This window comes from Thioalkalivibrio sp. ALJ12 (assembly GCF_000378305.1).
Taxonomy (GTDB): Bacteria; Pseudomonadota; Gammaproteobacteria; order Ectothiorhodospirales; family Ectothiorhodospiraceae; genus Thioalkalivibrio.
Genome location: NZ_KB899538.1, coordinates 747,014 through 769,720, shown reverse-complemented (window position 1 = coordinate 769,720; position 22,707 = coordinate 747,014). Strand labels below are relative to the sequence as shown.

The following is a 22,707-nucleotide window of genomic DNA, read 5'->3' as shown; positions in this document are numbered from 1 at the left end:
AAGAAAAGCCGGGGACAGGCCCCGGCTTTTCCTGCCAATGCGCATTCAGTAGTCAGTCGAGAACGCGCGGCGTCACGAAGATGAGCAACTCCGCCTTGGTATTCTGGGTCGAACGATTGCGGAAGAGGTTGCCCAGGAACGGGATATCGCCGAAGAACGGCACCTTTTCGAGGTTGGTACGGCTGTCGATCTCGTAGACGCCACCGAGCACAACCGTCTCGCCGTTACCGACGAACACCTGGGTCTGGACTTCGCGCTTGTTGATCCCCGGCACACCCAGTACCTCGCGCTGACTGGGCTCGTCCTTGGTCACGTTGATATCGAGAATCACGTTACCGTTCGGCGTGATCTGCGGCGTCACCTCGGTGGACAGCACCGCCTCGATAAACTGGGTGGAGGTGGCACCAGAGGCGGTGGCCTCCTGATACGGGATCTCCTCACCCTGCTTGATGGACGCCGTCTGGCCGTTGGCCGTGATCACACGCGGACTGGAGATGATCTCCCCGCGGCCTTCAACCTGCAGGGCCGACAGTTCGAGATCGAGCAGCACTCCGCTCCGCAGGATACTGATCCCGGCCTGTCCCGCATTGCCACTGGCGGGCAGCGAGCTGTTCAGGCGATCGCCAATCGCGATGCCCCCAACCCCCGCCGTCGTTGCATCACGGGCGGCATCAGCGCCCTCGATGGAACCCGCACCACCCACTCGAGTACGGCGATCCCCTCGCGTTCCGGAAATGCCGAAGCGTGCACCCAGTTCGCGATTGAAGGTGTCCTCCGCGATCACAATGCGGGTCTCGATCAGCACCTGTTGCACGGGCACGTCGAGCGTCTGCACCAGACGCCGCACATCCTCGATACGGTTCTGGGTGTCCTGCACCAACAGAGTGTTAGTGCGGCTGTCGATCGTGATGCTGCCGCGATCGGACAGGAACTGGCCGGTCTCGTCGCCGCGGATCAGCGAGGCGATCTGCTCGGCCTGGGCAAAGTTGATCTGCACGAACTCGGTGCGCAGTGGCTCGAGTTCCTGGCGGTCGCGCTGCGCCTCAAGCTCCAGGCGTTCGCGCGCCGCAATCTCTTCGCTCGGGGCGACGTAGAGCACGTTCCCGTCCATGCGCTTGTCCAGACCACGCGAGCGCAGAATGATATCCAGTGCCTGATCCCAGGGCACGTTGTTCAGGCGCAAGGTGATATTGCCACCCACGGTATCGCTGACCACGATATTGAGATCAGTAAAGTCAGCCAGCAGCTGCAGGACCGAGCGCACCTCGATATCCTGGAAATTCAGCGACAGGCGCTCGCCCTCGAACTGCTCCTCCTCGCGGCGCCGCGCCTCGCGTTCCGCCTCGGTAATCGGCGCCACCTCCAGCACAAAGCGGCGATCGCTCTGGTAGGAGAGGACTTCGTATTCGCCATGCGCGCCCACTTCCATGCGCACACGCTCGCGCTCGGCCACGGTGTCGATGGTGCGAACCGGTGTGGCGAAATCGAGCACGTCCAATCGGCGCTCCAGGGATTCGTCCACACGAGCGCGCGGGAATGTCAGTTCAACCTTACCCGCCTGCTCGCGCACATTAACCTCGGCCCCCGAGCGCGACAGGTCGATCTCGACTCGGCCTTCGCCCTCGGAACCGCGACGAAAATCGATGCCGGTAATCTCGACCGGGCGCGCACTGCGCGTCGCCCGTTCGGAGGGCTCGCCGGCACGATCGACCACCTGCTGGACATCGCTGTCGGCCTCGGAAACCCCGCGACCCAGCGTCAGGATCAGGTTGTTGCCCTCGACCCGGGTCTGGTACTCGGAGGGCTGGGTCAGGTTCAGCACCACGCGCGTGCGATCACCGGATTCGACCGCCGTGGCGGTCAGCAGCGGGCCCACATTGAGGTCCGTCTCGCGGCTGCGCAGCGCATTGCCAGCGTCCGGCAGGTCCAGTGCGATCCGCGGCGGGGAGTCGATGGCAAAGGCCCGCACGTCTTCGGGCGGAGTCCCGGAAAAGCGCAGATTCACCTGCACCCGGTCACCGCTAATGCTGGCCGCCCGAATCTCTTCCAGTTCGGTCGCCGCCACCCCCTGCGAAACCATGAACAGCAAAGCCGCCATCACGGTGCCCGCCAGCGCGCGCATGGAAGAACCCATGTGTAATCCCCTGTAGTTGTTGCCGGTCTTGCGGCCCATTCGGTTCATCATTGTTCTGCTCCCCCAACCGCTAGTCGGCCAGCGCCACGGAGTTTTCGCGTTCCACGTGCCCGCCGAAGGCGTCCGGGACCACCTCGACCAGCTTCACCCGGGTGGCTGTGATCTCGACGATACGGCCGTGGTTTTCACCCATGTAATTGCCAACTGTCACGCGCTGAATACCCCGATCGGGGGTACGGACCAGGGCATAACGCACCTCGTCCTGCTCCAGCGACCCCACCATGCGCAAGGAATCCAGCGGGAAGCTCTCGAGGAATTCGCGGGGGCGATCCGGGTCGACCTCGGCGTCGCCGGGCTCGCCCTGGGCTGCCGCCAGCTCGGGCTGCGCAATTACGGAGGAATCGAACGGGGAGCGGGTGTGCCCCGGATACAAGTAGGGCTCGTGCGGCTCCAGCGTCGGGATCGGGTCGATACCGCTGCCCGGACGCTCATTGATCTCCGCAATGTAGCGCTCCAGGTCGCTCTTGTCGGGGGCGCAACCCGACAACCCGAATGTGGCCACCAGGCCCAGCGCAAGGGCCGCCCCCAGGGATCGCTGTGCAGGGTTCCGCATCAGTGGTCCTCCAGGTAGCGGTAGGTGCGCGCAGTGGCGTCCATCAGCAGATCGTTATCGGAATTGCCCCGACGAATGTGCATGTCGTGCATGGTGACGACGCGCGGGAGCGCCGAGGTCCCGCTGACGAATTCGGCCAGATCCTCGTAGTCACCGCGCACCCGCAGCCGAATCGGCACCTCGGCATAGAAATCCCGTCGGTTTTCGCCGCGCGGCTCGAACAGCTCGATCTCGAGCCCGGCCTGCAAGCCGGTCTGCGAGATATCCACCAGCAGGCTGGGGATCTCGGCGCTGCTCGGCAAGAGCTCCAGCAACGAGGCAAACATCCGCTCCATCTCTTCGAGCTGTTCCTCGTAGGCCCCGAGATTCGCGGCCCGCTGCTGCTTGTCCTCGAATTCGGCGCGCAGTTGCTCCTCGCGATTCTCGGCGCGTTCCAGATCGGTGCGCTGATCGCCGATGAAGAAGTAATAGGACAGCCCCAGGATGGCCAGAACGATGACGATCAGGATCAGCGCCTTTACCGCCCAGGACGCCTCACCAATGTTGTTGAAGTCGATCTCGTTGAGTTCCTTGATATTCATCAGGAATCCTCCTCGACATCCGAAGGCCGCGCCTGATTGGCGTCGAGGCGGAAGTCACGTACCTGCAGGCTGCCGTCTTCACGTGTCTCGATGATCTGCAGGTTGGAATCGGCCAGCCAGGGCGAGGCGTCGATGCGGCGCATCAGCGTCGAGATCCGGGTGTTGGATTCGGCCCGCCCCGTCAGACGAATGCGTTCGCCCTCCTGGCGCACCTCGTTGAGATAGGTGCCGTCCGGCAACGTCTCCACCAGCTGATCGAACAGATGTACGGCCTCTGGGCGGCGCGCCTGCAAGGTCTGAATCACTTCCATGCGCGCGATCAGGGCCTGGCGCTGCTCGTCCAGATCGCGGATGCGAGCAATCTTTCGATCCAGCTCGCGGATCTCGCTCTCGAGCATCTGGTTACGCGACTGCTGGTGGTCGATCAACGCACTCATAAAGGTGTGCGCGCCGAACGCCAGCAACACGCCGACCACGAGCGCGCCGCCCACGGCACCGAAGAATTGCTTGCGCCGCTGTTCGCGGGCCTTCTCGCGCCAGGGGAGGAGATTGATGTAGATCATCCGGCGTACCCCCTGATGGCCAGGCCACAGGCCGTAAGCAGCGCGGGGGCATCATTGGCGAAGCGCTGCTGATTCACACGACGGGAAAGCGCCATGCCACGGAACGGGTTGGCGACGGATACCGGGGTCCCGGAACTTTCCTCGAGCATCTCGTCGACACCCGCGATCGCGGCACAGCCGCCACCCAGCAGGATGTGGTCGATCGAGTCCTGCGGGCGGGTCACGTAGAAGTACTGCAGCAGACGCTGGATCTGATCCATCATCGTCTGCTTGAACGGCTCGAGGATATTGCTGACGTAGTCGGCCGGAAGATCACCGCTCATCTTGGCGGAGCCGGCCTCCTGATAGTTCATGCTGTAGCGGCGCATGATCTCCTCGGTCAGCATGCGGCCGCCGAAATTCTGCTCGCGGGTATAGATCACGCCCTCGGTCTGGCTGACGACATACACCGCCGTTACCGATGAGCCGACGTCGACAATCGCGACGATGGGCTTGTTCTCGCGATCGGGGATCTGCTCGACCAGTCGTTCAGAGGCGTGCTCGATCGCGTAGGCCTCGACATCCACCAGCTCGGGGGTGAGCTTGGCGGATTCGGCGATCGCCACACGCGATTCGACGTTCTCGCGCCGCGAGGCGACGACCAGGACGTCGACCAGCTGGGGATTCTTTTCGTTCTTGCCGAGGACCTGGAAGTCGAGATTGACCTCTTCCAGGGTGTAGGGGATGTACTGATCGGCCTCGACGAACACCTGGCCCTCGAGCTCAGTGTCGCTGAGCGTGGCCGACATCTGGATGGTCTTGGTGATGACCGCCGAGGACGGCACGGCCATGGCGCAGTGCTTGAGCTTTGTGCCGGAGCGCTTCACCGCGCGGGCGAGTGCGTTCCCCACCGCCTCGGTGTCCTGGCAGACCTTGTCCACCATCACACCATCCGGCAGCGGCTCCACCGCAAAGGCCTCGACACGGTAGCCCTTACCTTGCCGGGCCAGCTCCAGCACCTTCACGGCGGCGGAGCTGACATCCACGCCCAGCAGTCCCTGCTTGCTCTTTCCGAGACTCAGCACACATCCCCCTGTATACCCCAATGAAAGTAACTGGTAGCGTTACAATCAAGTATGCTAGCTCGTTCACAATATACACTCCAAAATCCGGGTTGCAAGTTGCTTTGAAAGCTGATTCTTAACTTGGCCCCACTTTTTCTACAGTCATGAAGCCGATTCTCAAGATTTTTGCGGCGTTGCTGGCCCTGATCCTTGCGGCCGGAATCGGCGTATCCGCAGCCATTGCAGCCCTGTACGTGCACTACGCCCCGACCCTCCCCGAAGCGGAGGCGGTGCGCGACGTGCGCCTGCAAACCCCATTGCAAGTCCGCACCGCGGACGGCCTGCTGATGGGCGAATTCGCGGAAGAACGCCGCATTCCCCTGCCCATCGAGGACATCCCCGAGCGCGTCCGCCAGGCGTTCATCGCGGCCGAGGACGAGCGCTTCTACGACCATCCCGGGGTCGACATCGTTGGCCTGGCACGAGCGGCGATCAACGAGATCTCCACTCGCGGCGAACGCAGCCAGGGGGGCTCCACCATTACCATGCAGCTGGCGCGCAATGTCTTTCTGACCCGCGACCGCACCTACGAGCGCAAGCTGCGGGAGATCTTCCTGGCCATTCGCATGGAACAGGAGATGAGCAAGGACGAGATCCTTGAGCTATACCTGAACAAGATCTACCTGGGCCAGCGCGCCTACGGGATCGAGGCAGCCGCTCGGGTCTACTACGGCCGCTCGATCGATGAGCTGGAGCTGGACGAGATCGCGGTACTGGCGGCCCTTCCGAAGGCGCCGTCCACAACCAACCCCGTTGCCAGTGCCCAGCGCGCGGAGATCCGCCGCAATTACGTGCTGCGGCGCATGCTGGATACCGGCGCGATCAGCGAATCGGAATACGAGGAGGCGGTGGCCCGCCCGGTATCGTCCGAGCGGCACGTGGCCGCGACCGAGGTCGATGCCCACTGGGTGGCGGAGGCGGCCCGCCAGATCGTCTTTAACCTCTGGGGCGAGGACGCCTACCGGCGCGGCCTGCAGGTCCATACATCGATTGACTCCCGTTACCAGGAAGCCGCCAACCAGGCCCTGCGCGAGGGCCTGCTGGAATACGACGAACGCCACGGTTATCGCGGGCCCGAAGATCAGCTGAGCGACGAGACCATGGCCGACGCCGAGGCACGCCAGCGCGCCCTCAAGACACAGGGCGTACACGGGCGCCTGCTGTTTCCCGTGGTCGTCGTGGAACGCGACGGAGACGGCACGCTGCACGTCGACGGCGGCCAGATCGGCGAACTCACCATCGAACCCCGCGATCAGGAATGGGCACGCAACCCCGAGTTCGAGCCGGGCGACGTGATCCGCGTCAGGCCCCACACCGACGGACGCTGGCGCCTGGCACAGAAACCCGAAGTCACTGGCGCGGTAATCGCCCAATCGCCGGCCGACGGGGCCATCGTTGCGCTCGCGGGAGGCTTCGATTTCTTCGAGAATCGCTACGATCGCAGCACCCAGGCGCAACGACAGCCCGGCTCTGCGTTCAAGCCGCTGGTGTACGCGCTGGCGCTGCAGGATGGCTACCGCCCGGACGGCATGCTGGTCGACGCGCCGATGGTCTTTGACGACCCCGCGCTGGGTGCGGAGTGGCGCCCGCAGAACTACTCGCGGCAGTTTCAGGGCGAGATGAGCATGCGCGACGCCCTGGCTCAGTCGCGCAATCTGGCGTCGATCCGCCTGCTCAACAGCCTGGGTCCGCAACGCGTGCACGAACAGCTGCCGCGGTTCGGTCTGGATCCGGACAAGCACCCGAGCAACCTGTCGATGGTGCTCGGCACTGGCGGGGTCACGCCCTTGCAGCTGAACAATGCCTACAGCGTTTTTGCCTCCGGCGGGAAACTGTACAGCCCGTGGATCATCACGCGCATCGAGACGGACGACGGCGAGGTCCTCTACACAGCCCCGACCGAACGCGCCTGCCCCGAACCCTGCGAGAACCCGGCCGGCCAGGACCTGTACCTGAACGCCAGCGGGGGTCCGCTGCAGTATACCGACCCGGCACAGGTGCTGGACCCGGGTGCCGCCTGGCAGATGAGCAACATGCTGGGGCACGTAATCACCGCCGGCACCGGGCGTCAGGCGCAGCAGCTGGGACGCTCGGATCTCGCCGGCAAGACCGGCACGACCAACAGCTATCGCGATGCCTGGTTCTCGGGGTTCAACGCCGACATCGTCGCGACCGCCTGGGTCGGGTTCGACGACAACCGCGAACTGGGCCGGCGCGAGAGTGGTGGGCGCACGGCGCTCCCGCTCTGGATTCGATTCATGGACTCGGTGCTGACCGACACACCGGAGCGCCCCGTGGAACGTCCCGATGACCTGCAGCGCGTGGCGATCCTGCCAGACGGCCGCCGCGCACCAAGCGAGGAGACCCCGGGGGCGAATATCCAGTGGCTGATCCCGCAGCAGGTACCGGAACGCGGCCAGGCCCCGGCGGGCCCCCGCGGGGAGAATGGTCAGGGCCCGGCCGAGTCGGTGTTCTGATGAGCCCCTCGCGTATTCGCCAGGAGCTGGCACAGGAGGCCGCGCGGATCCTGCTCGACGATGGCATCCGCGACTTCGCGCTGGCCAAGCGCAAGGCTGCCGAGCATCTGGGTGTCGAACCGCGCCACGAGATGCCGCGCAATATCGAGATTCAGGCGGCTGCGATCGAACGCAGCCGCCTGTTCGCAACGGACGACAGCCGCCAGGCCTACCGCGAACGCCTCGAGGCCGCCCGGATCGTCATGGAGCGGCTTTCGGCACTGGAACCACGCCTGGTCGGCCCGCTGCTGGACGGCATCGTCGAACGCCAGCCGCTGGTCAATCTGCATGCATTTGCCGAGACGGTGGAGGAGGTCATCCTCGACCTGGGCGAGCGCGGAATCCGCTGCCAGACGGGCGAACGGCGCTATCGCAGCCGGCAGGGGCGCGAGCAGCGGGTACCGTTTCTGAGTTTTCGCGGGCCGAATGACACGGACATTGAACTGACCGTATTCCCGCTGGACGGGCTGCGCCAGGCGCCGCCGTCGCCGGTGGACGGCAAGCCCATGGCCCGCGCAGGGCTCGCGGACGTGGACAGGCTGCTGGCCGCCGCGAACGCCGACGCACCAGCGGCGGCCGACGCGTCCTGACGCCAGGAAGGCGCCGCTGCCTTAGTCGCGGCGGTAGGAGGTGACGGTCTCAACCAGGGTTGCCACCCGTTCCGGGTCGATCCCCGGATGAATCCCGTGCCCCAGGTTGAAGACATGACCGGTGTCCCGGTCGAAGCCGTCCAGCACCCGCAGGGCCTCCTCGCGCACCACCGCATCCGGCGCGTACAGCACCGACGGATCCAGGTTGCCCTGCAGCGCCACGCGATCGCCCACACGACGGCTGGCCTCGGCAATCTCGATCGTCCAGTCCAGCCCCAGCGCATCGGCACCGGTCTCGGCCTGCGCCTCGAGCCAGGCATCGCCACCCTTGGTGAACAGGGTAACCGGCACGCGACGGCCGTCGTGGTCCCGAATCAGGCCATCCACGATGCGTTGCATGTAGGCCAGCGAGAATTCGCGATAGCCGCGCGGCGTAAGCGAACCGCCCCAGGTATCGAAGACCATCACGGCCTGCGCACCGGCGCGAATCTGCGCGTTCAGGTATTCGGTAACCGCGGTGGCGACCTTCTGCAGCAAGGCGTGCATCGCCTGCGGTTCGCCGTACATCAGCCGCTTGGTCTCGGCGAAGTCGCGCGAGCCCTGACCCTCGACCATATAGGTGGCCAGCGTCCACGGGCTGCCGGCAAAGCCGATCAGCGGCACTTCGCCATTCAGCTCGCGGCGGATCAGGCGCACTGCATCCATCACATAGCGCAGCTCCTGCTCGGGATCCGGCACCGGCAGGTTCTCGATCGCCTCGAGCGAACGGATCGGGTCGCGGAAACGAGGGCCCTCGCCGGTCTCGAAATAGAGTCCCAGGCCCATCGCATCCGGGATAGTCAGGATGTCCGAGAACAGGATCGCCGCGTCCAGCGGGAACCGGCGCAGCGGCTGCATGGTGACTTCGCAGGCCAGCTCCGGGTTCTGACACAGATTCATGAAGCTGCCGGCCTGGGCGCGGGTCTCGCGGTACTCCGGCAGGTAGCGCCCGGCCTGGCGCATGATCCAGATCGGCGGGCGATCCACGGGCTCGCGCAGCAACGCACGCAGCAGACGGTCATTCTTCAGGGTCTGGGACATCGAAAAACTCAAACGCCGAGGTATTCAAGGATGCCTTCGGCGGCCTCGCGGCCCTCGAAGACGGCGGTCACAACCAGGTCCGAGCCACGCACCATGTCGCCGCCAGCAAAGACCTTCGGGTTGCCGGTCTGGAAGGCGTGCTCACCGACGGCCTGTACACGCCCGCCCTCGTCCACGCCGATCTTGTATTCGGCGAACCAGTCCGCCGGGGACGGACGGAAACCAAAGGCGATCAGCACGCGGTCGGCCGGGATCACATGCTCGGAGCCCGGCACCGGCTCCGGACGGCGGCGGCCGCGCTCGTCCGGCGCACCCATCTGGGTGCGCACCACCTTCACGCCCTCGACCTTGCCGTCGCCGACGATCTCGACCGGCTGCACGTTGAACTCGAACTGCACGCCCTCTTCGCGGGCATGCACCACTTCCTTGCGCGAGCCGGGCATGTTCTCTTCGTCGCGGCGATAGGCGCAGGTCACCGAGGCCGCGCCCTGGCGGATCGAAGTGCGGTTGCAGTCCATCGCGGTGTCGCCACCGCCAAGGACCACCACACGCTGGCCGGCCACGTCGATGAAGCCGTCTTCATCGTGCTCCCAGCCCATCACCTGGCGGATGTTGGAGATCAGGAACGGCAGCGCCGGGTACACCCCCGGCAGGTCCTCGCCGGGGAAGCCACCCTGCATCGCGGTGTACGTGCCCATGCCGAGGAACACGGCGTCGTATTCCTCCAGCAGGGTGTCCATCTGGATGTCGCGGCCGATCTCGGTATTCAGGCGGAACTCCACGCCCATGCCCTCGAGGATCTCGCGGCGGGTGCGGATCACCTGCTTTTCGAGCTTGAACGGCGGGATACCGAAGGTCAGCAGGCCACCGATCTCCGGGTAGCGGTCATAGACCACTGCCTGCACGCCGTTGCGCGCCAGGATATCGGCGCAGCCAAGGCCGGCCGGCCCGGCGCCAATCACGGCCACGCGCTTGTCGGTCGGGGTGACATCGGACAGGTCCGGGCGCCAGCCGGCCTTCAGAGCCTCGTCGGTGATGTACTTCTCCACCGAGCCGATGGTGACCGCGCCAAAACCGTCGTTCAGCGTGCAGGCGCCCTCGCACAGGCGGTCCTGCGGGCAGACGCGGCCGCAGACCTCGGGCAGGGAATTAGTCTTGTGCGAGAGCTCGGCGGCGGCGAACAGGTTGCCCTCTTCCACCAGCTTCAGCCAGTTCGGGATGAAGTTGTGAACCGGGCACTTCCATTCGCAATACGGATTGCCACAGGCCAGGCAGCGGCCCGCCTGCTGCCCCGCGGTCGCCGGGTCGAACTGACCAATGATCTCGCCGAACTCGTGGATACGAATCTCGGCAGGGGTCTTCTGAGGGTCCTGGCGCGGCAGGTCCAGGAACTGCATCGGATTGGAAGCCATGGATCACTCGCTCCGACGGGAACCGGCGGCATGACGCCACGGGGTTCAACCGTTCATGCGTTCAGGAAAGGAACGTTTCGCTCAACCGAGCGTAACGGTCAAGAAATCCCCAGCGCGGTACGGACCTTCTGACTGACGACGCCCATGTCCGCGCGGCCGAAGACCCGGGGCTTGAGCACGCCCATCACCTTGCCCATATCGCTGGGACCGGCCGCGCCGGTCTCGGCGATCGCCTCGCCGATCATCTGCTCCAGCTCGGCGTCGCCCAGCGGCTCGGGCATGTAGGCCTCGATCACCGTGATCTCGGCGGCCTCGCGCTCGGCCAGGTCCTCGCGACCGCCCTTGCGGTACTGGTCGATGGAGTCGCGACGCTGCTTGAGCATCCGGTTCAGGATGGCCAGCACCGCGTCGTCGTCGGCTTCGCGCCGCTCGTCGACCTCGAACTGCGAGACCTCGGCCTGGATCAGGCGCAACGCCCCAAGGCGCTCCTTCTCCCGGGCCCGCATGGCCTGCTTGACGTCATCCTGCAACCGGGCCTTGAGCGACATCGAAGGGTCCTCGATCCGGGCCTGAGGCCCGAGTGACGATTCTTAGTACAGACGCACCCGGCGGGTCATGTCGCGGGAATTCTTCTTCAGCTGGCGCTTCACCGCTGCGGCGGCCTTGCGCTTGCGCTCGGTGGTCGGCTTTTCGTAATACTCGCGGCGGCGGACTTCCGCGACCACGCCGGCCTTTTCACAGGTGCGCTTGAAACGGCGCAGGGCAACCTCGAAGGGCTCATTCTCGCGAACTCGTACGTGCGGCATACAATCTCCGGATGCGAATGCTGATTCGTCTACCAAAACAAAAACGCCACCCGAAACACTCCGGGCAGCCATGCAGAACTCCCTATGGTAATCCAACCGGCGCCATTTGCAAAAGTCCGTGAAGCGATGCCCATCCTGACCGCGCACACGCTTACGCCCAAAGCGGCACGCACGCTATGATGCCCCTGATGAACGCACCCGGCACACAGAACCTGAACGTCGAGCTGGGCGAGCGCAGCTACCCCATCCGGATCGGACCGGGCCAGCTCGCCGCCGCCGACACCCTGCGCCCGGCGCTCGAGGGCCGCCGCGTGGCGGTGGTGACCAACACCACCGTGGGCCCGCTTTACGGCGAGGCTCTGCGCGAAACGCTCGTCCAGTGCGGGATCGCCGGCGAGACCCTATGGATCGAACTGCCCGATGGCGAGGCCCACAAGACCCTGGCCACAGTGGAATCGATCATCACCCGCCTGCTGGAGGCCCGGTTCGACCGGGGCAGCCGCATTGTCGCGCTGGGCGGGGGCGTGGTGGGCGATATCGCCGGCTTCGCCGCCGCTATCTACCAGCGCGGGATCGACTTCGTGCAGGTGCCGACCACCCTACTGGCCCAGGTCGACTCCTCGGTGGGCGGCAAGACCGGGGTCAACCACCCGCTGGGCAAGAACATGATCGGCGCCTTCCACCAACCGCGCGCGGTGCTGATCGACACCGACACCCTGAAGACACTGCCCGAGCGCGAGCTGCAGGCCGGGCTCGCCGAGGTCATCAAGTACGGGCTGATCCGCGACGCCGAGTTCTTCGCCTGGCTGGAGGCGCATATCGACGAGCTGCGCGCCCTGGAGCCCGAGGCGCTGGCCCGGGCCATTCACCGCTCCTGCGCCTGCAAGGCCGAGATCGTCGCCGCCGACGAACGCGAAGGCGGCATCCGCGCCCTGCTGAACCTGGGCCATACCTTCGGCCACGCAATCGAGGCCGGCATGGGCTACGGCGAATGGCTGCACGGCGAGGCCGTGGGCACGGGTATGGCGATGGCCGCGCGCATGTCGGAGCGCATGGGCTGGCTGAGCACGGCCGAGCGCGAACGCGCCGAGGCCCTGATCCAGCGCGCCGGCCTGGCCCTGGATCCACCGGACAGCATGAGCGCCGAGCGCTTCCGCGAGCTGATGGCGATCGACAAGAAGGTCGCCAGCGGCCGTCTGCGTCTGGTGCTGCTGCGGGGGATCGGCCAGGCCGAACTCACCGACCAGTTCGACGTGTCGGCGCTGGACGCGACCCTGCACGAGGGCACCCGTGTCGCCTGAGGCCCTGGCCACCACACCCCGGGTCGACCGGGCCTCCGGGCTCGCGTCGTACGCCGCCGACCCCGCGGCCTCGCGCGGGCGCGCCCACCCGGAAGCGGCGCCACGCCACCGCAGCGATTTCCAGCGCGACCGCGATCGCATCGTGCATTCCAGCGCGTTTCGTCGCCTGGAATACAAGACCCAGGTCTTCATCAGCCACGAGGGCGACCTGTTCCGCAACCGCCTGACCCACTCGCTGGAGGTCGCGCAGATCGGGCGCTCGATCGCGCGCGCGCTGCGTCTGAACGAGGACCTGGTCGAGGCCATCGCCCTGGCGCACGACCTCGGCCACACCCCGTTTGGCCATGCCGGCCAGCATGCCCTGAACGACTGCATGAAGGGGTACGGTGGCTTCGAGCACAACCTGCAGTCGCTGCGCATCGTCGACCTGCTGGAACGTCACTACGCGGAATTCGACGGGCTCAACCTGACCTTCGAGACGCGCGAGGGCATCCTCAAGCACTGCTCGCCGCAGCGTGCGCGAGAACTGGGCACGATCGGCGTGCGCTTTCTCGAGAAGCAGCAGCCCTCGCTGGAGGCGCAGCTGGCCAACGTGGCCGACGAGATCGCCTACAACAACCACGATGTCGACGACGGCCTGCGCTCCGGGCTGCTCGACATGGAGCAGTTGACCGAGGTCCGCCTGTTCCGCGAGTGCCTGGAAGCGGTTCGCGCACGCTACCCGGACCTCGAGCCGCGACGGGTTCAGCACGAGACCGTCCGCCGCATGATCGACGCCCTGGTCTCCGACCTGATCGAGAGCAGCCAAGCCGCGATTGATCATCAGCGGCCCGCCACCCCGGACGACATCCGCCAGGCGGGCCAGCCGCTGATCCGTTTCAGCCCGGAGATGGCCGACCAGGCGCGCGAGCTGAAGGGCTTTCTGCGCGAGAACCTGTACCACCACCATCAGGTCCACGCGGTGATGCACAAGGCCCGCCAGCTGATCCAGGAACTGTTCGCCGCGTTCGACTCCGAGCCGCGGCTGATGCCCGAGCATTTCCAGCGGCATGCCGAGCAGATCGCCGAGGCCGATCCGCATGCGCCGCAGCGCGCGATTGCCGACTACATCGCAGGCATGACCGACCGCCACGCCATCCGTGAACACCACCGCCTGTTCGATCTGGGCACGCTGACCTGAGACTGAGACCCATGGCGCTCTCCGACCAATGCCTGAAACAGCTCGGCCTGCACACGGCGCCGTTCGACGAGACCCCGGATGAACACTTCATCTACAGCGACCCGTTGCTGGACGGGCTGCTGGAGTCGGCGCGCGCCGCCCTCGATGCGCCGGGCGCCATCGTGATCATGACCGGCGAGAACGGCTCCGGGCGCAGCCTGCAGTTGATGCGCCTGCTGGCCATGCTGCCCGAGCCCTTCGAGCTGATCGCCTTTCGCGCCCGCATCAACACCCAGTTCGAATCGGTGGACAACACCATTCGCAACTACCTGCGCTCGCACAACGCCGATGACCCGGATCGCCCCCTGACCGAACTGCTGGCCGAACGCGTCGCCGTCGGCCGCGACCCGGTGATCGCGATGGACGACGCCCACCTGGTCGGCACCGACATCGTGAACAACCTGATGCGCATGCGCAGCGAGGTGCTCGAGTCCCAGGGCCGCGCCCCGCGCATCGTGCTGGTGGGCTCCGGCGGCCTGCTCCGCCGCCGCCTGTACCTCCCGGACCCCTCCGACGAGGACCAGGTCACGCGCGTCAACCTGCGCGCCTTCAACCTCGAGCAAACGGCCGCCTATCTGCGCCACCGACTGCAAGCGGCGGGGCTCGACGACCCGGAGCGCCTGCTCGACCAGGACACGATCCATCATCTGCAGACCACCAGCCAGGGGCTGCCGGGCAACCTGAACCGCGAGGCCAACCAGGTCCTGGAGCGCCACTGCCGCAGCGAACGCCATGCCGCCAGCGCGACCGGCACCACAGCGCCCGGCATCGCGCTGGGTGACGAGGCCGAGCGCGAAGAGGAGCCGTCACCCACGACACCCGAGGCCGCCGGCGTCACCATCGACTCCGACGCCGGCCTCGACCGCGAAACCGACGCCGAGCCCGTGCTTCGTGCCCAGCGCGAAGAGGACGAATTCACTCCGGCCGCCGAGGCCCTCGCGCACTCGGATGCCGATGACGAACCGGACTGGCCGCCGGAGCCCGACCACGAACTCGACGAACCCCCGGAGGAAAAGCGCACCGCGCCCTTCTGGAATCAGCGCTGGTTCGTGCCAGCGGTTGCCGCCACGGTCGCGATCGGTATCGCCGCACCCGTCGCTCTGCAGTTGATGGACGGTGGCGAAACCGAGGCGGAACAGGAGGTCGTCGAACTCCCGCTGCCCGAAACCCGCCCCCCGGCATCCCCCGAGCAGGACGACCTGGTCGCGCCCGACCCGCTGGAGCATGCGGACGACACGCTGACCAGCCCGGGAATCGAACCCCTGCCCGGCCAGGAACGCCCGAGCGGCGATCCGATTGCCGGCATCGAGGCCGAACCCGCCGCTGAACCTGAGCCACAGCCCGAGCCAGAACCCGCTCCGGAACCGGAACCCGAGCCGGAACCCGAAACAGCCCCGGAACCGGAACCGGAGCCAGAACCGGAGCCAGAACCGGAGCCAGAACCGGAGCCAGAACCGGAACCGGAACCGGAACCGGAGACGACGACCGAGGCCCTGGCCGACGAGGATGGTGACGGCGAGCGCCTGCGCGGCGATCTGGAGTGGCTCGGCAACCAGTCCTCCGATGCGTTCACCATCCAGTTGATTGCGGCTCCGGACATGTCCACTGCCCGTGGCTATGCCGATCGCCACAACCTTGGCGGCATCCGCTACATCCCCACGCGAGTGAACAATCGCGACTTTGTGGTCGTGCTGGCTGGATCGTTTACCAGTCGCGAGGCCGCCGAAGGCGCGGCGTCCGACCTGCCCGAGGCGGTACGCAACGAAGGCCCGTGGATCCGCTCCATCGGCTCCGTACAAGGCGTGGCACGCGAGTAGACTCGCCGCCTCGGCACCCGCCAACCCGCACCTCCCCGTGCCTACTTGACCGGCCCCGGTTTGCCGGGAGAATGACGGTTCGGCTATATTCCTGCGCCTTTTTTCGTGTTCTTTTCCAGCCCGACGGCCCGCCTTTCGCGCGCCGTGACCGGAGTTCACCGATGCGACAGAACCAACTGAACGGCACCCTCTACCGCCCCGAATTCGAGCGCGACAACTGCGGCTTCGGCCTGATTGCGCACATGGACGGCGTAGCCAGCCACTGGGTGGTGGACACCGCGATCAAGGCCCTGGAACGGATGACCCACCGCGGAGCGATCGCCGCGGACGGCAAGACCGGCGACGGTTGCGGGCTGCTGATGAAGACCCCCGAGGCCTTCCTGCGCACCCTGGCCTCGGAGTCGAACATCGAACTGGCCGAGCGCTTCGCCGCCGGTATTGTGTTCATCAACCCGGACAAGATCGCCGAGACGCGCGCCGCCGTGGAGGGCGCGATCGAGCACGGCCCGCTGAAGCTTGCCGGCTGGCGCGAGGTCCCGATCAACCCGGAAGACGCCTGTGGCGCCGAGGCCCTGAAGAGCCAGCCGCACATCCTGCAGGTGTTCATCAACGCCCCGGCGGACATGGACGGCGACGCCTTCGAGCGCGCGCTGTTCGTGGTGCGCCGCCGCGCCGAGATCGCGATGGGCGACGACCCGGTGTTCTACGTGCCGAGCCTGTCCGCGCGCGTGGTGTCCTACAAGGGTCTGGTGATGCCGGAGAACCTGCCGGTGTTCTACCGCGATCTGCAGCGCCCGGAGCTGGAGACCGCGATCTGCGTGTTCCACCAGCGCTTCTCCACCAACACCTTCCCGCAGTGGGGCCTGGCGCAGCCGTTCCGTTTCCTCGCCCACAACGGGGAGATCAACACCGTGCAGGGCAACCGCAACTGGGCGGTTGCGCGCCAGCACAAGTTCGCCACCGAGAACCTGCCGGAACTGGCCGAGCTGGAGCCGCTGGTCAACCTGGAAGGCTCCGACTCGCAGAGCCTGGACAACATGCTCGAGGTCCTGCTGGCCGGCGGCATGGACCTGTTCCGCGCCATGCGCCTGCTGGTCCCGCCGGCGTGGCAGAACGTCGCGCACATGGACTCCGACCTGCGCGCCTTCTACGAATACAACTCCATGCACATGGAGCCCTGGGACGGCCCGGCCGGGATCGTGCTGACCGACGGCCGCTACGCCGCCTGCACCCTGGACCGCAACGGCCTGCGCCCGGCGCGCTACGTGATCACGAAGGACCGCCACATCACCCTGGCCTCCGAGATCGGCGTGTACGACTACGCCCCGGAGGACGTGGTCGCCAAGGGCCGCCTGAAGCCCGGGCAGATGCTGGCGGTGGATACCGAGTCCGGCGAGCTGCTGCAGCCCGAGGACGTCGACCGCATCAACCGTACGCGCCAGCCCTACCGCCAGTGGCTGCGCGCCCACGTGAAGCACCTGAAGAGCCAGCTGGACGACAACCAGCTGTTCTCCGGCGAGCCGATGCCGGCCGAGCGCCTGGACACCTACGAAAAGCTGTTCGACGTGACCTTCGAGGAGCGCGACCAGATCCTGCGCGTGCTGGCCGAGGCCGGCCAGGAGGCCGTGGGCTCGATGGGTGACGACACCCCGTTCGCCGTGCTCTCCAGCCACACCCGCTCGCTGTTCGACTACTTCCGCCAGCAGTTCGCCCAGGTCACCAACCCGGCGATCGACCCGCTGCGCGAGAGCATCGTGATGTCGCTGGAGACCTGCTTCGGCCGCGAGCAGAACCTGTTCGAGGAGACCCCGGACCACGCCCACCGCCTGGTATCCGACTCCCCGGTGCTGTCCGAGGCCAAGTTCCGCGAATTGTGCAACCAGACCGAAGACGCCTTCCGCGTCGAGCGCATGGACCTGAACTACGACGTCCATGCCGACTCCCTGGAAGACGCCGTGAAGGCCCTGACCGCAAACGCGGTGGAGGCCGTGCGCGGCGGTGCCGTGGTGCTGGTGCTGTCGGACCGCGGCATCGACCCGGAACGCCGCCCGATCCCGGCCGCGCTGGCCGTGGGCGCGGTGCATCACGCCCTGATCCGCGCCAAGCTGCGCACCGACGCCAACATCGTCGCCGAGACCGCCACCGTGCGCGACCCACACCACTTCGCGGTCCTGCTCGGCTATGGCGCCACCGCGATCTACCCGTACCTGGCCTACTCCGCGCTGCACGGCATGTGCGAGTCCGGCGAGATCCCGAACGCGGACCCGCTGACCCTGGCGCAGAACTACCGCAAGGGCATCAACAAGGGCCTGTTCAAGATCCTGTCGAAGATGGGCATCTCCACCATCGCCAGCTACCGCGGCGCGCAGCTGTTCGAGATCGTCGGCCTGGCCGACGAGGTCGTGGACACCTGCTTCACCGGCACCACCAGCCGTATCAAGGGCACCCGCTTCGCCGATATCGAGGCGGACCTGGAGACGCTGTCCAAACGCGCCTGGAACCCGCGCAAGAGCGCCGGCCAGGGCGGCCTGCTGAAGTACGTCCACGGTGGTGAGTACCACGCCTACAACCCGGACGTGATCCAGACCCTGCACCGCGCCGTGCAGTCCGGCGACTACGGCGTATACAAGGAATATGCGGATCTGGTGAACGAGCGCCCGGTGACCGTGCTGCGCGACCTGCTGAAGGTCCGCGACGACATCGAGCCGATCGCGCTGGACGAGGTCGAGTCCGAGGCCGAGATCCTGCCGCGCTTCGACTCCGCCGGCATGAGCCTGGGCGCGCTGTCGCCGGAGGCCCACGAGGCCCTGGCCACCGCAATGAACCGCCTGGGCGGGCGCTCCAACTCCGGCGAAGGCGGCGAGGCCGTTTCCCGCTACGGCACCGAGCGCATGTCCAAGATCAAGCAGGTGGCCTCCGGCCGCTTCGGCGTGACCCCGCACTACCTGGTCAACGCCGAGGTGCTGCAGATCAAGGTCGCCCAGGGCGCGAAGCCCGGCGAGGGCGGTCAGCTGCCGGGCCACAAGGTCAACAAGATGATTGCGGAGCTGCGCTACTCGAATCCGGGCGTGGCCCTGATCTCGCCGCCGCCGCACCACGACATCTACTCCATCGAGGACCTGGCGCAGCTGATCTTCGACCTCAAGCAGGTCAACCCGGATGCGCTGGTCTCGGTGAAGCTGGTCTCCGAGGCCGGTGTCGGCACCATCGCGGCCGGCGTGGCCAAGGCCTACGCCGACCTGATCACCATCTCCGGTTACGACGGCGGCACCGGCGCCAGCCCGCTGACCTCGGTGAAGTACGCCGGCACCCCGTGGGAGCTGGGCCTGACCGAGACCCACGCGACCCTGCGCGGCAACGATCTCCGCGACAAGGTGCGCCTGCAGACCGATGGCGGCCTGAAGACCGGCCTCGACGTAATCAAGGCGGCGATCCTGGGTGCCGAGAGCTTCGGCTTCGGCACCGGCCCGATGGTCGCGCTCGGCTGCAAGTACCTGAGGATCTGTCACCTGAACAACTGCGCAACGGGTGTCGCTACGCAGGACAAGGTGCTGCGCATGAACCACTTCATCGGCCTGCCCGAGATGGTCATGCACTACTTCCAGTTCGTCGCCCGCGAGACCCGCGAGTGGATGGCGAAGCTGGGCGTGCGCAGCCTGACGGATCTGATCGGCCGTACCGATCTGCTGGAGATCCTGCCGGGCGAGACGCCGAAGCAGCAGCACCTGGACCTGAACGGCCTGCTGGCCAGCGGCGACCTCGACGACAAGCCGCGCTTCTGCAAGGAGCCGAAGAACGAGCCGTTCGACAAGGGCGAGCTGGCCGAGAAGATGGTCGCCGAGATGCTCGAGGCCATCGAGAACAAGGCCGGTGGCGAATACCGCTTCGACGTTGCCAACACCGACCGCTCGATCGGCGCGCGCCTGTCCGGCGAGATCGCCAAGCGCCACGGCAACCAGGGCATGTCCGATGCCCCGATCACCGTGCGCATGAAAGGCACGGCCGGGCAGAGCTTCGGCGTCTGGAACGCCGGCGGCCTGCACCTGTACCTGGAAGGCGATGCCAACGACTACGTCGGCAAGGGCATGACCGGCGGCAAGCTGGTGATCCGTCCGCCGGAAGGCTCGGGCTTCGCCAGCCAGGACACCACCATCATGGGCAATACCTGCCTGTATGGCGCAACCGGCGGCAAGCTGTTCGCGGCCGGCCAGTGCGGCGAACGCTTCGGAGTGCGCAACTCCGGCGCGATCGCCGTGGTGGAAGGCATCGGCGACCACGGCTGCGAGTACATGACCGGCGGCGTGATGGTGGTGCTGGGCAACACCGGCATCAACTTCGGCGCGGGCATGACCGGCGGCTTCGCGTTCGTGCTGGACCGGGAGAACGACTTCCCGGACCGCATCAACAACGAGCTGATCGACCTGCACCGCCTCGACACCGAGGACATGGAGGCCCACCGCAACTACCTGGAGGAGCTCATCACGGAATTCGTGCACGAGACCGACAGCGCCTGGGGCCGCGAAATCCTCGAGCAGTTCGACCACTACCAGGGCTCGTTCTGGCTGGTGAAGCCCAAGGCCTCCGAACTCCGGGGCCTGCTGGCCAACCTGCGCCAGGCCGCCTGACCCGCCACCCGGCGGAACGTTCAAACGGGCCCCTGACGGGGCCCGTTTTGTTTGCAGTGCCCCAAAACCCGTCATTGCGAGCGCAGCGAAGCAATCGCTTGATGCGGTGTTCTGGTGGCAGTTCCTGGAGATTGCTTCGCTGCGCTCGCAATGACCTGGCAGCACCCGGACACCATCCCGCGACCGGAGGCTGACGGATAGCGATTGCTTCGCCGCCCCCGGCTCCTCGCAAGGACGGGGAGGTAGAAAGTAGCGTCATCGCGAGGAGCGAAGCGACGTGGCGATCTCCACGGGCAACCCCGGCGTCCGCCCCGGAGACCACCGGGGCTCGCCGCATCGGCTGCGGCGTCCCGCAATGACGTGTTGCGCCCCGACCCTGGGCTATCATGCGAACCTGACGACGAGCACACCCCCGAGGAATAGCCGGCGAAACCATGGCAGGTCTCATCCCCCAGGCATTCATCGACGAGTTGCTCGAACGTAGCGATATCGTCGAGGTGATCCAGCGCCGCGTGAGCCTGAAGAAGGCCGGGCGCGAGTTCGCCGCCTGCTGCCCGTTCCACGGCGAGAAGACGCCGTCGTTCTACGTCTCTCCGCAAAAGCAGTTCTACCACTGCTTCGGCTGCGGGGCGCACGGCACGGCCATCAGCTTCCTGATGGAGTACGAGAATCTGAGCTTCCCCGAGGCGGTCGAGCAACTGGCCGAGCAGGCCGGACTGGAGGTCCCTCGCGAGGCCGGAGCGGACGACAAGCGCGAGGCCCACGCGCCGCTGTACGAGGCCCTGAACGCGGCCGCCGACTACTACGTGCAGCAGCTGCGCCAGACGCCGAAGGCAGTCGAATACCTGAAAAACCGCGGCATCGACGGCACCACCGCCCGCGACTACCAGATCGGCTGGGCCCCGCCCTCGGGCCTGATCGAGGCACTCAAGCCACGCTTCACCCCGCAACAGCTGGTGGAAGCCGGCCTGGCCGCGCGGCGCGACGACGGCGGCATCCGCGAGCGCTTCCGCGCGCGCATCATGTTTCCGATCCGCGACCGGCGCGGGCGCATCACCGGCTTCGGCGGGCGCCTGATCGAGGACGGCGAGCCGAAGTACCTGAACAGCCCGGAGAGCGAGGTCTTCCACAAGGGACAGACCATCTACGGCCTGTTCGAGGCGCGCAAGGCCGGCACCCGGCTGGATGACATCGTGGTGGTCGAGGGCTACATGGACGTGCTCGGGCTGGCGCGCGCCGGCTTTCGCCGCGCGGTGGCCTGCATGGGCACCGCCCTGACCCGCGCCCACCTGGACAGCCTGTTCCGCCAGGTCTCGCGCATCACCCTGTGCTTCGACGGCGACGCCGCCGGGCGCCGCGCGGCCTGGCGCTCGCTGGCCGAGGCCCTGCCCGCGATCCAGGGCCTGCGCGAGGTGCGCGTGCTGTTCCTGCCCGAGGGCGACGACCCCGACAGCCTGGTGCTGCGCGACGGCCTCGCCGACTGGGAGGAACGCCTCACCGGCGCCCTGCCCCTGTCCGAGACGCTTGTGCGGCTGTTGCGCGAGGAACACCCGACCGAAACCGCCGAGGGCCGCACCCGCTTCGCGCATGCCGCGATGAAACTGGTCTCCACCACCCGTGACCCGCTGTTCCGCGACCAGTTGGTCGAGCGTGTCGCCCAGGAGACCCACCTGAGCCCGGAGCGGCTGGGCGAGCAACTGCGCGAGGCCGAAGACGGGAACGCCCGCGCGACGGGCCCCGTCTCCGCACCGGCGGACATCCCCGATGCCCCATCCGCCGAGCCGGCGGGCGCGGCGCAGGAGACACCCTCCGCCCTTTGGGGGGCGCTGCTTGCGCGCATCCTGCAGCACCCCGAGCTCGAGTGGTCCCAGTCCGAACTGGCCGACCTCACGGCCTTCCCCGGCACCGCCGCGCAAACGCTGGGCAAGCTGCTGGGAGCCCTGCAAGAGCGTCCCGGCTGTAGCAGCGCCCATCTGCTGGAAAGATTCCGCGACGATCGCCACTTCAACCGCCTGCAGGCCCTGGCCGCCCGGGAACTTGGCGATGGCGACCCGAAGGTGACCCAACAGGTGGCCATGGACTGTGCCCGCCAGCTCCTGCTCCAGCAGGCACGCACGCGGATTCGTGAACTCACTCGCGCAGACGGCGGGCTCACTACGGAACAACGCGAGGAGCTCGCGCGTCTTAGTGCACTACTGCAGAAGAGAAACCCCGGTTAGATTCCCCCGTAGCACGCGGCCCAGAGGCCGTAAGCGATTGAAATTGAAAACTCCGCCCCCAGAGTACTTACCGGGATTTCCGCGACCCGGAAGAGGGTTTGGCGGGAGAATCCCGGCAATATAAGAAT

Annotated in this window: 16 protein-coding genes; 7 read left to right on the top strand and 9 right to left on the bottom strand. The window is 66.7% G+C overall.

The annotated features are described in order from the left end of the window. Window positions 1–52: 52 nt before the first annotated feature. The 5 genes from pilQ to F467_RS0103645 are packed head-to-tail and all read right to left on the bottom strand — an operon-like array spanning window position 53 to window position 4,955. Complete coding sequence (gene pilQ, locus F467_RS0103665; protein ID WP_196799361.1) at window positions 53–2,173, bottom strand: type IV pilus secretin PilQ; 2,121 nt, start codon at window positions 2,171–2,173, stop codon at window positions 53–55. Window positions 2,174–2,204: 31 nt separating this feature from the next. Next, window positions 2,205–2,747, bottom strand: a complete 543-nt coding sequence (locus F467_RS0103660; protein WP_018139045.1) for a pilus assembly protein PilP — start codon at window positions 2,745–2,747, stop codon at window positions 2,205–2,207. Then, window positions 2,747–3,328, bottom strand: a complete 582-nt coding sequence (locus tag F467_RS0103655) for a type 4a pilus biogenesis protein PilO (RefSeq protein WP_018139044.1) — start codon at window positions 3,326–3,328, stop codon at window positions 2,747–2,749. Before F467_RS0103655 ends, F467_RS0103660 begins: the two co-directional genes overlap by 1 nt. Beyond that, window positions 3,328–3,891 (bottom strand): PilN domain-containing protein, encoded by a 564-nt coding sequence (locus F467_RS0103650; RefSeq protein ID WP_018139043.1) that lies wholly within the window; start codon window positions 3,889–3,891, stop codon window positions 3,328–3,330. Before F467_RS0103650 ends, F467_RS0103655 begins: the two co-directional genes overlap by 1 nt. Then, entirely contained in the window at window positions 3,888–4,955 is a 1,068-nt protein-coding gene (locus tag F467_RS0103645) for a pilus assembly protein PilM (RefSeq protein WP_018139042.1), read from the bottom strand. Before F467_RS0103645 ends, F467_RS0103650 begins: the two co-directional genes overlap by 4 nt. A gap of 143 nt (window positions 4,956–5,098) precedes the next feature. On the opposite strand from F467_RS0103645, the gene F467_RS0103640 reads away from it, so the two are divergent. Both F467_RS0103640 and F467_RS0103635 read left to right on the top strand, forming a co-directional pair. Then, window positions 5,099–7,471 carry a penicillin-binding protein 1A gene (locus F467_RS0103640; protein WP_018139041.1) on the top strand — a complete coding sequence of 791 codons (2,373 nt, stop codon included), beginning with the start codon at window positions 5,099–5,101 and terminating at the stop codon, window positions 7,469–7,471. Beyond that, window positions 7,471–8,100 (top strand): hypothetical protein, encoded by a 630-nt coding sequence (locus F467_RS0103635; protein ID WP_018139040.1) that lies wholly within the window; start codon window positions 7,471–7,473, stop codon window positions 8,098–8,100. The genes F467_RS0103640 and F467_RS0103635 overlap by 1 nt, the downstream gene beginning before the upstream one ends. 21 nt (window positions 8,101–8,121) lie before the next feature. On the opposite strand, the gene hemE is transcribed toward F467_RS0103635, so the two are convergent. The 4 genes from hemE to rpsU all read right to left on the bottom strand — a co-directional run bounded on the left by hemE (window position 8,122) and on the right by rpsU (window position 11,398). After that, window positions 8,122–9,180, bottom strand: coding sequence for a uroporphyrinogen decarboxylase (gene hemE / locus F467_RS0103630; RefSeq protein ID WP_012981686.1), 1,059 nt, complete (start codon window positions 9,178–9,180; stop codon window positions 8,122–8,124). 8 nt (window positions 9,181–9,188) lie between these two features. Further along, window positions 9,189–10,592: an FAD-dependent oxidoreductase gene (locus tag F467_RS0103625; RefSeq protein WP_018139039.1), complete on the bottom strand. Its 1,404-nt coding sequence runs from the start codon at window positions 10,590–10,592 to the stop codon at window positions 9,189–9,191. A 98-nt stretch (window positions 10,593–10,690) separates the two neighbouring features. After that, entirely contained in the window at window positions 10,691–11,140 is a 450-nt protein-coding gene (locus tag F467_RS0103620; RefSeq protein WP_018139038.1) for a GatB/YqeY domain-containing protein, read from the bottom strand. A gap of 42 nt (window positions 11,141–11,182) precedes the next feature. Beyond that, on the bottom strand, window positions 11,183–11,398 hold the full coding sequence (rpsU, locus tag F467_RS0103615; RefSeq protein ID WP_012981683.1) for a 30S ribosomal protein S21: 216 nt from the start codon (window positions 11,396–11,398) through the stop codon (window positions 11,183–11,185). 176 nt (window positions 11,399–11,574) lie between these two features. Between rpsU and aroB the strand changes: the two genes are divergently transcribed. The 5 genes from aroB (at window position 11,575) to dnaG (ending at window position 22,579) form a co-directional block, all read left to right on the top strand. Beyond that, window positions 11,575–12,699, top strand: coding sequence for a 3-dehydroquinate synthase (gene aroB / locus F467_RS0103610; RefSeq protein ID WP_018875231.1), 1,125 nt, complete (start codon window positions 11,575–11,577; stop codon window positions 12,697–12,699). After that, complete coding sequence (locus F467_RS0103605; protein ID WP_018139036.1) at window positions 12,689–13,879, top strand: deoxyguanosinetriphosphate triphosphohydrolase; 1,191 nt, start codon at window positions 12,689–12,691, stop codon at window positions 13,877–13,879. The genes aroB and F467_RS0103605 overlap by 11 nt, the downstream gene beginning before the upstream one ends. 11 nt (window positions 13,880–13,890) lie before the next feature. Beyond that, complete coding sequence (locus F467_RS0103600) at window positions 13,891–15,735, top strand: SPOR domain-containing protein (protein WP_026182215.1); 1,845 nt, start codon at window positions 13,891–13,893, stop codon at window positions 15,733–15,735. Window positions 15,736–15,896: 161 nt separating this feature from the next. After that, complete coding sequence (gltB, locus tag F467_RS0103595; protein ID WP_018139035.1) at window positions 15,897–20,360, top strand: glutamate synthase large subunit; 4,464 nt, start codon at window positions 15,897–15,899, stop codon at window positions 20,358–20,360. A gap of 434 nt (window positions 20,361–20,794) precedes the next feature. Continuing rightward, entirely contained in the window at window positions 20,795–22,579 is a 1,785-nt protein-coding gene (gene dnaG / locus F467_RS0103590; protein WP_018139034.1) for a DNA primase, read from the top strand. Window positions 22,580–22,707 lie beyond the last annotated feature (128 nt).

Coding starts and splice junctions, on each gene's coding strand:
- F467_RS0103620 (WP_018139038.1), bottom strand. CDS start 11,140: ATGTCGCTCAAGGCCCGGTTGCAGGATGACGTCAAGCAGGCCATGCGG.
- hemE (WP_012981686.1), bottom strand. CDS start 9,180: ATGTCCCAGACCCTGAAGAATGACCGTCTGCTGCGTGCGTTGCTGCGC.
- pilQ (WP_196799361.1), bottom strand. CDS start 2,173: ATGGGCCGCAAGACCGGCAACAACTACAGGGGATTACACATGGGTTCT.
- aroB (WP_018875231.1), top strand. CDS start 11,575: ATGATGCCCCTGATGAACGCACCCGGCACACAGAACCTGAACGTCGAG.
- F467_RS0103635 (WP_018139040.1), top strand. CDS start 7,471: ATGAGCCCCTCGCGTATTCGCCAGGAGCTGGCACAGGAGGCCGCGCGG.
- gltB (WP_018139035.1), top strand. CDS start 15,897: ATGCGACAGAACCAACTGAACGGCACCCTCTACCGCCCCGAATTCGAG.
- F467_RS0103600 (WP_026182215.1), top strand. CDS start 13,891: ATGGCGCTCTCCGACCAATGCCTGAAACAGCTCGGCCTGCACACGGCG.
- F467_RS0103625 (WP_018139039.1), bottom strand. CDS start 10,592: ATGGCTTCCAATCCGATGCAGTTCCTGGACCTGCCGCGCCAGGACCCT.
- F467_RS0103660 (WP_018139045.1), bottom strand. CDS start 2,747: ATGCGGAACCCTGCACAGCGATCCCTGGGGGCGGCCCTTGCGCTGGGC.
- F467_RS0103655 (WP_018139044.1), bottom strand. CDS start 3,328: ATGAATATCAAGGAACTCAACGAGATCGACTTCAACAACATTGGTGAG.
- F467_RS0103640 (WP_018139041.1), top strand. CDS start 5,099: ATGAAGCCGATTCTCAAGATTTTTGCGGCGTTGCTGGCCCTGATCCTT.
- rpsU (WP_012981683.1), bottom strand. CDS start 11,398: ATGCCGCACGTACGAGTTCGCGAGAATGAGCCCTTCGAGGTTGCCCTG.
- dnaG (WP_018139034.1), top strand. CDS start 20,795: ATGGCAGGTCTCATCCCCCAGGCATTCATCGACGAGTTGCTCGAACGT.
- F467_RS0103650 (WP_018139043.1), bottom strand. CDS start 3,891: ATGATCTACATCAATCTCCTCCCCTGGCGCGAGAAGGCCCGCGAACAG.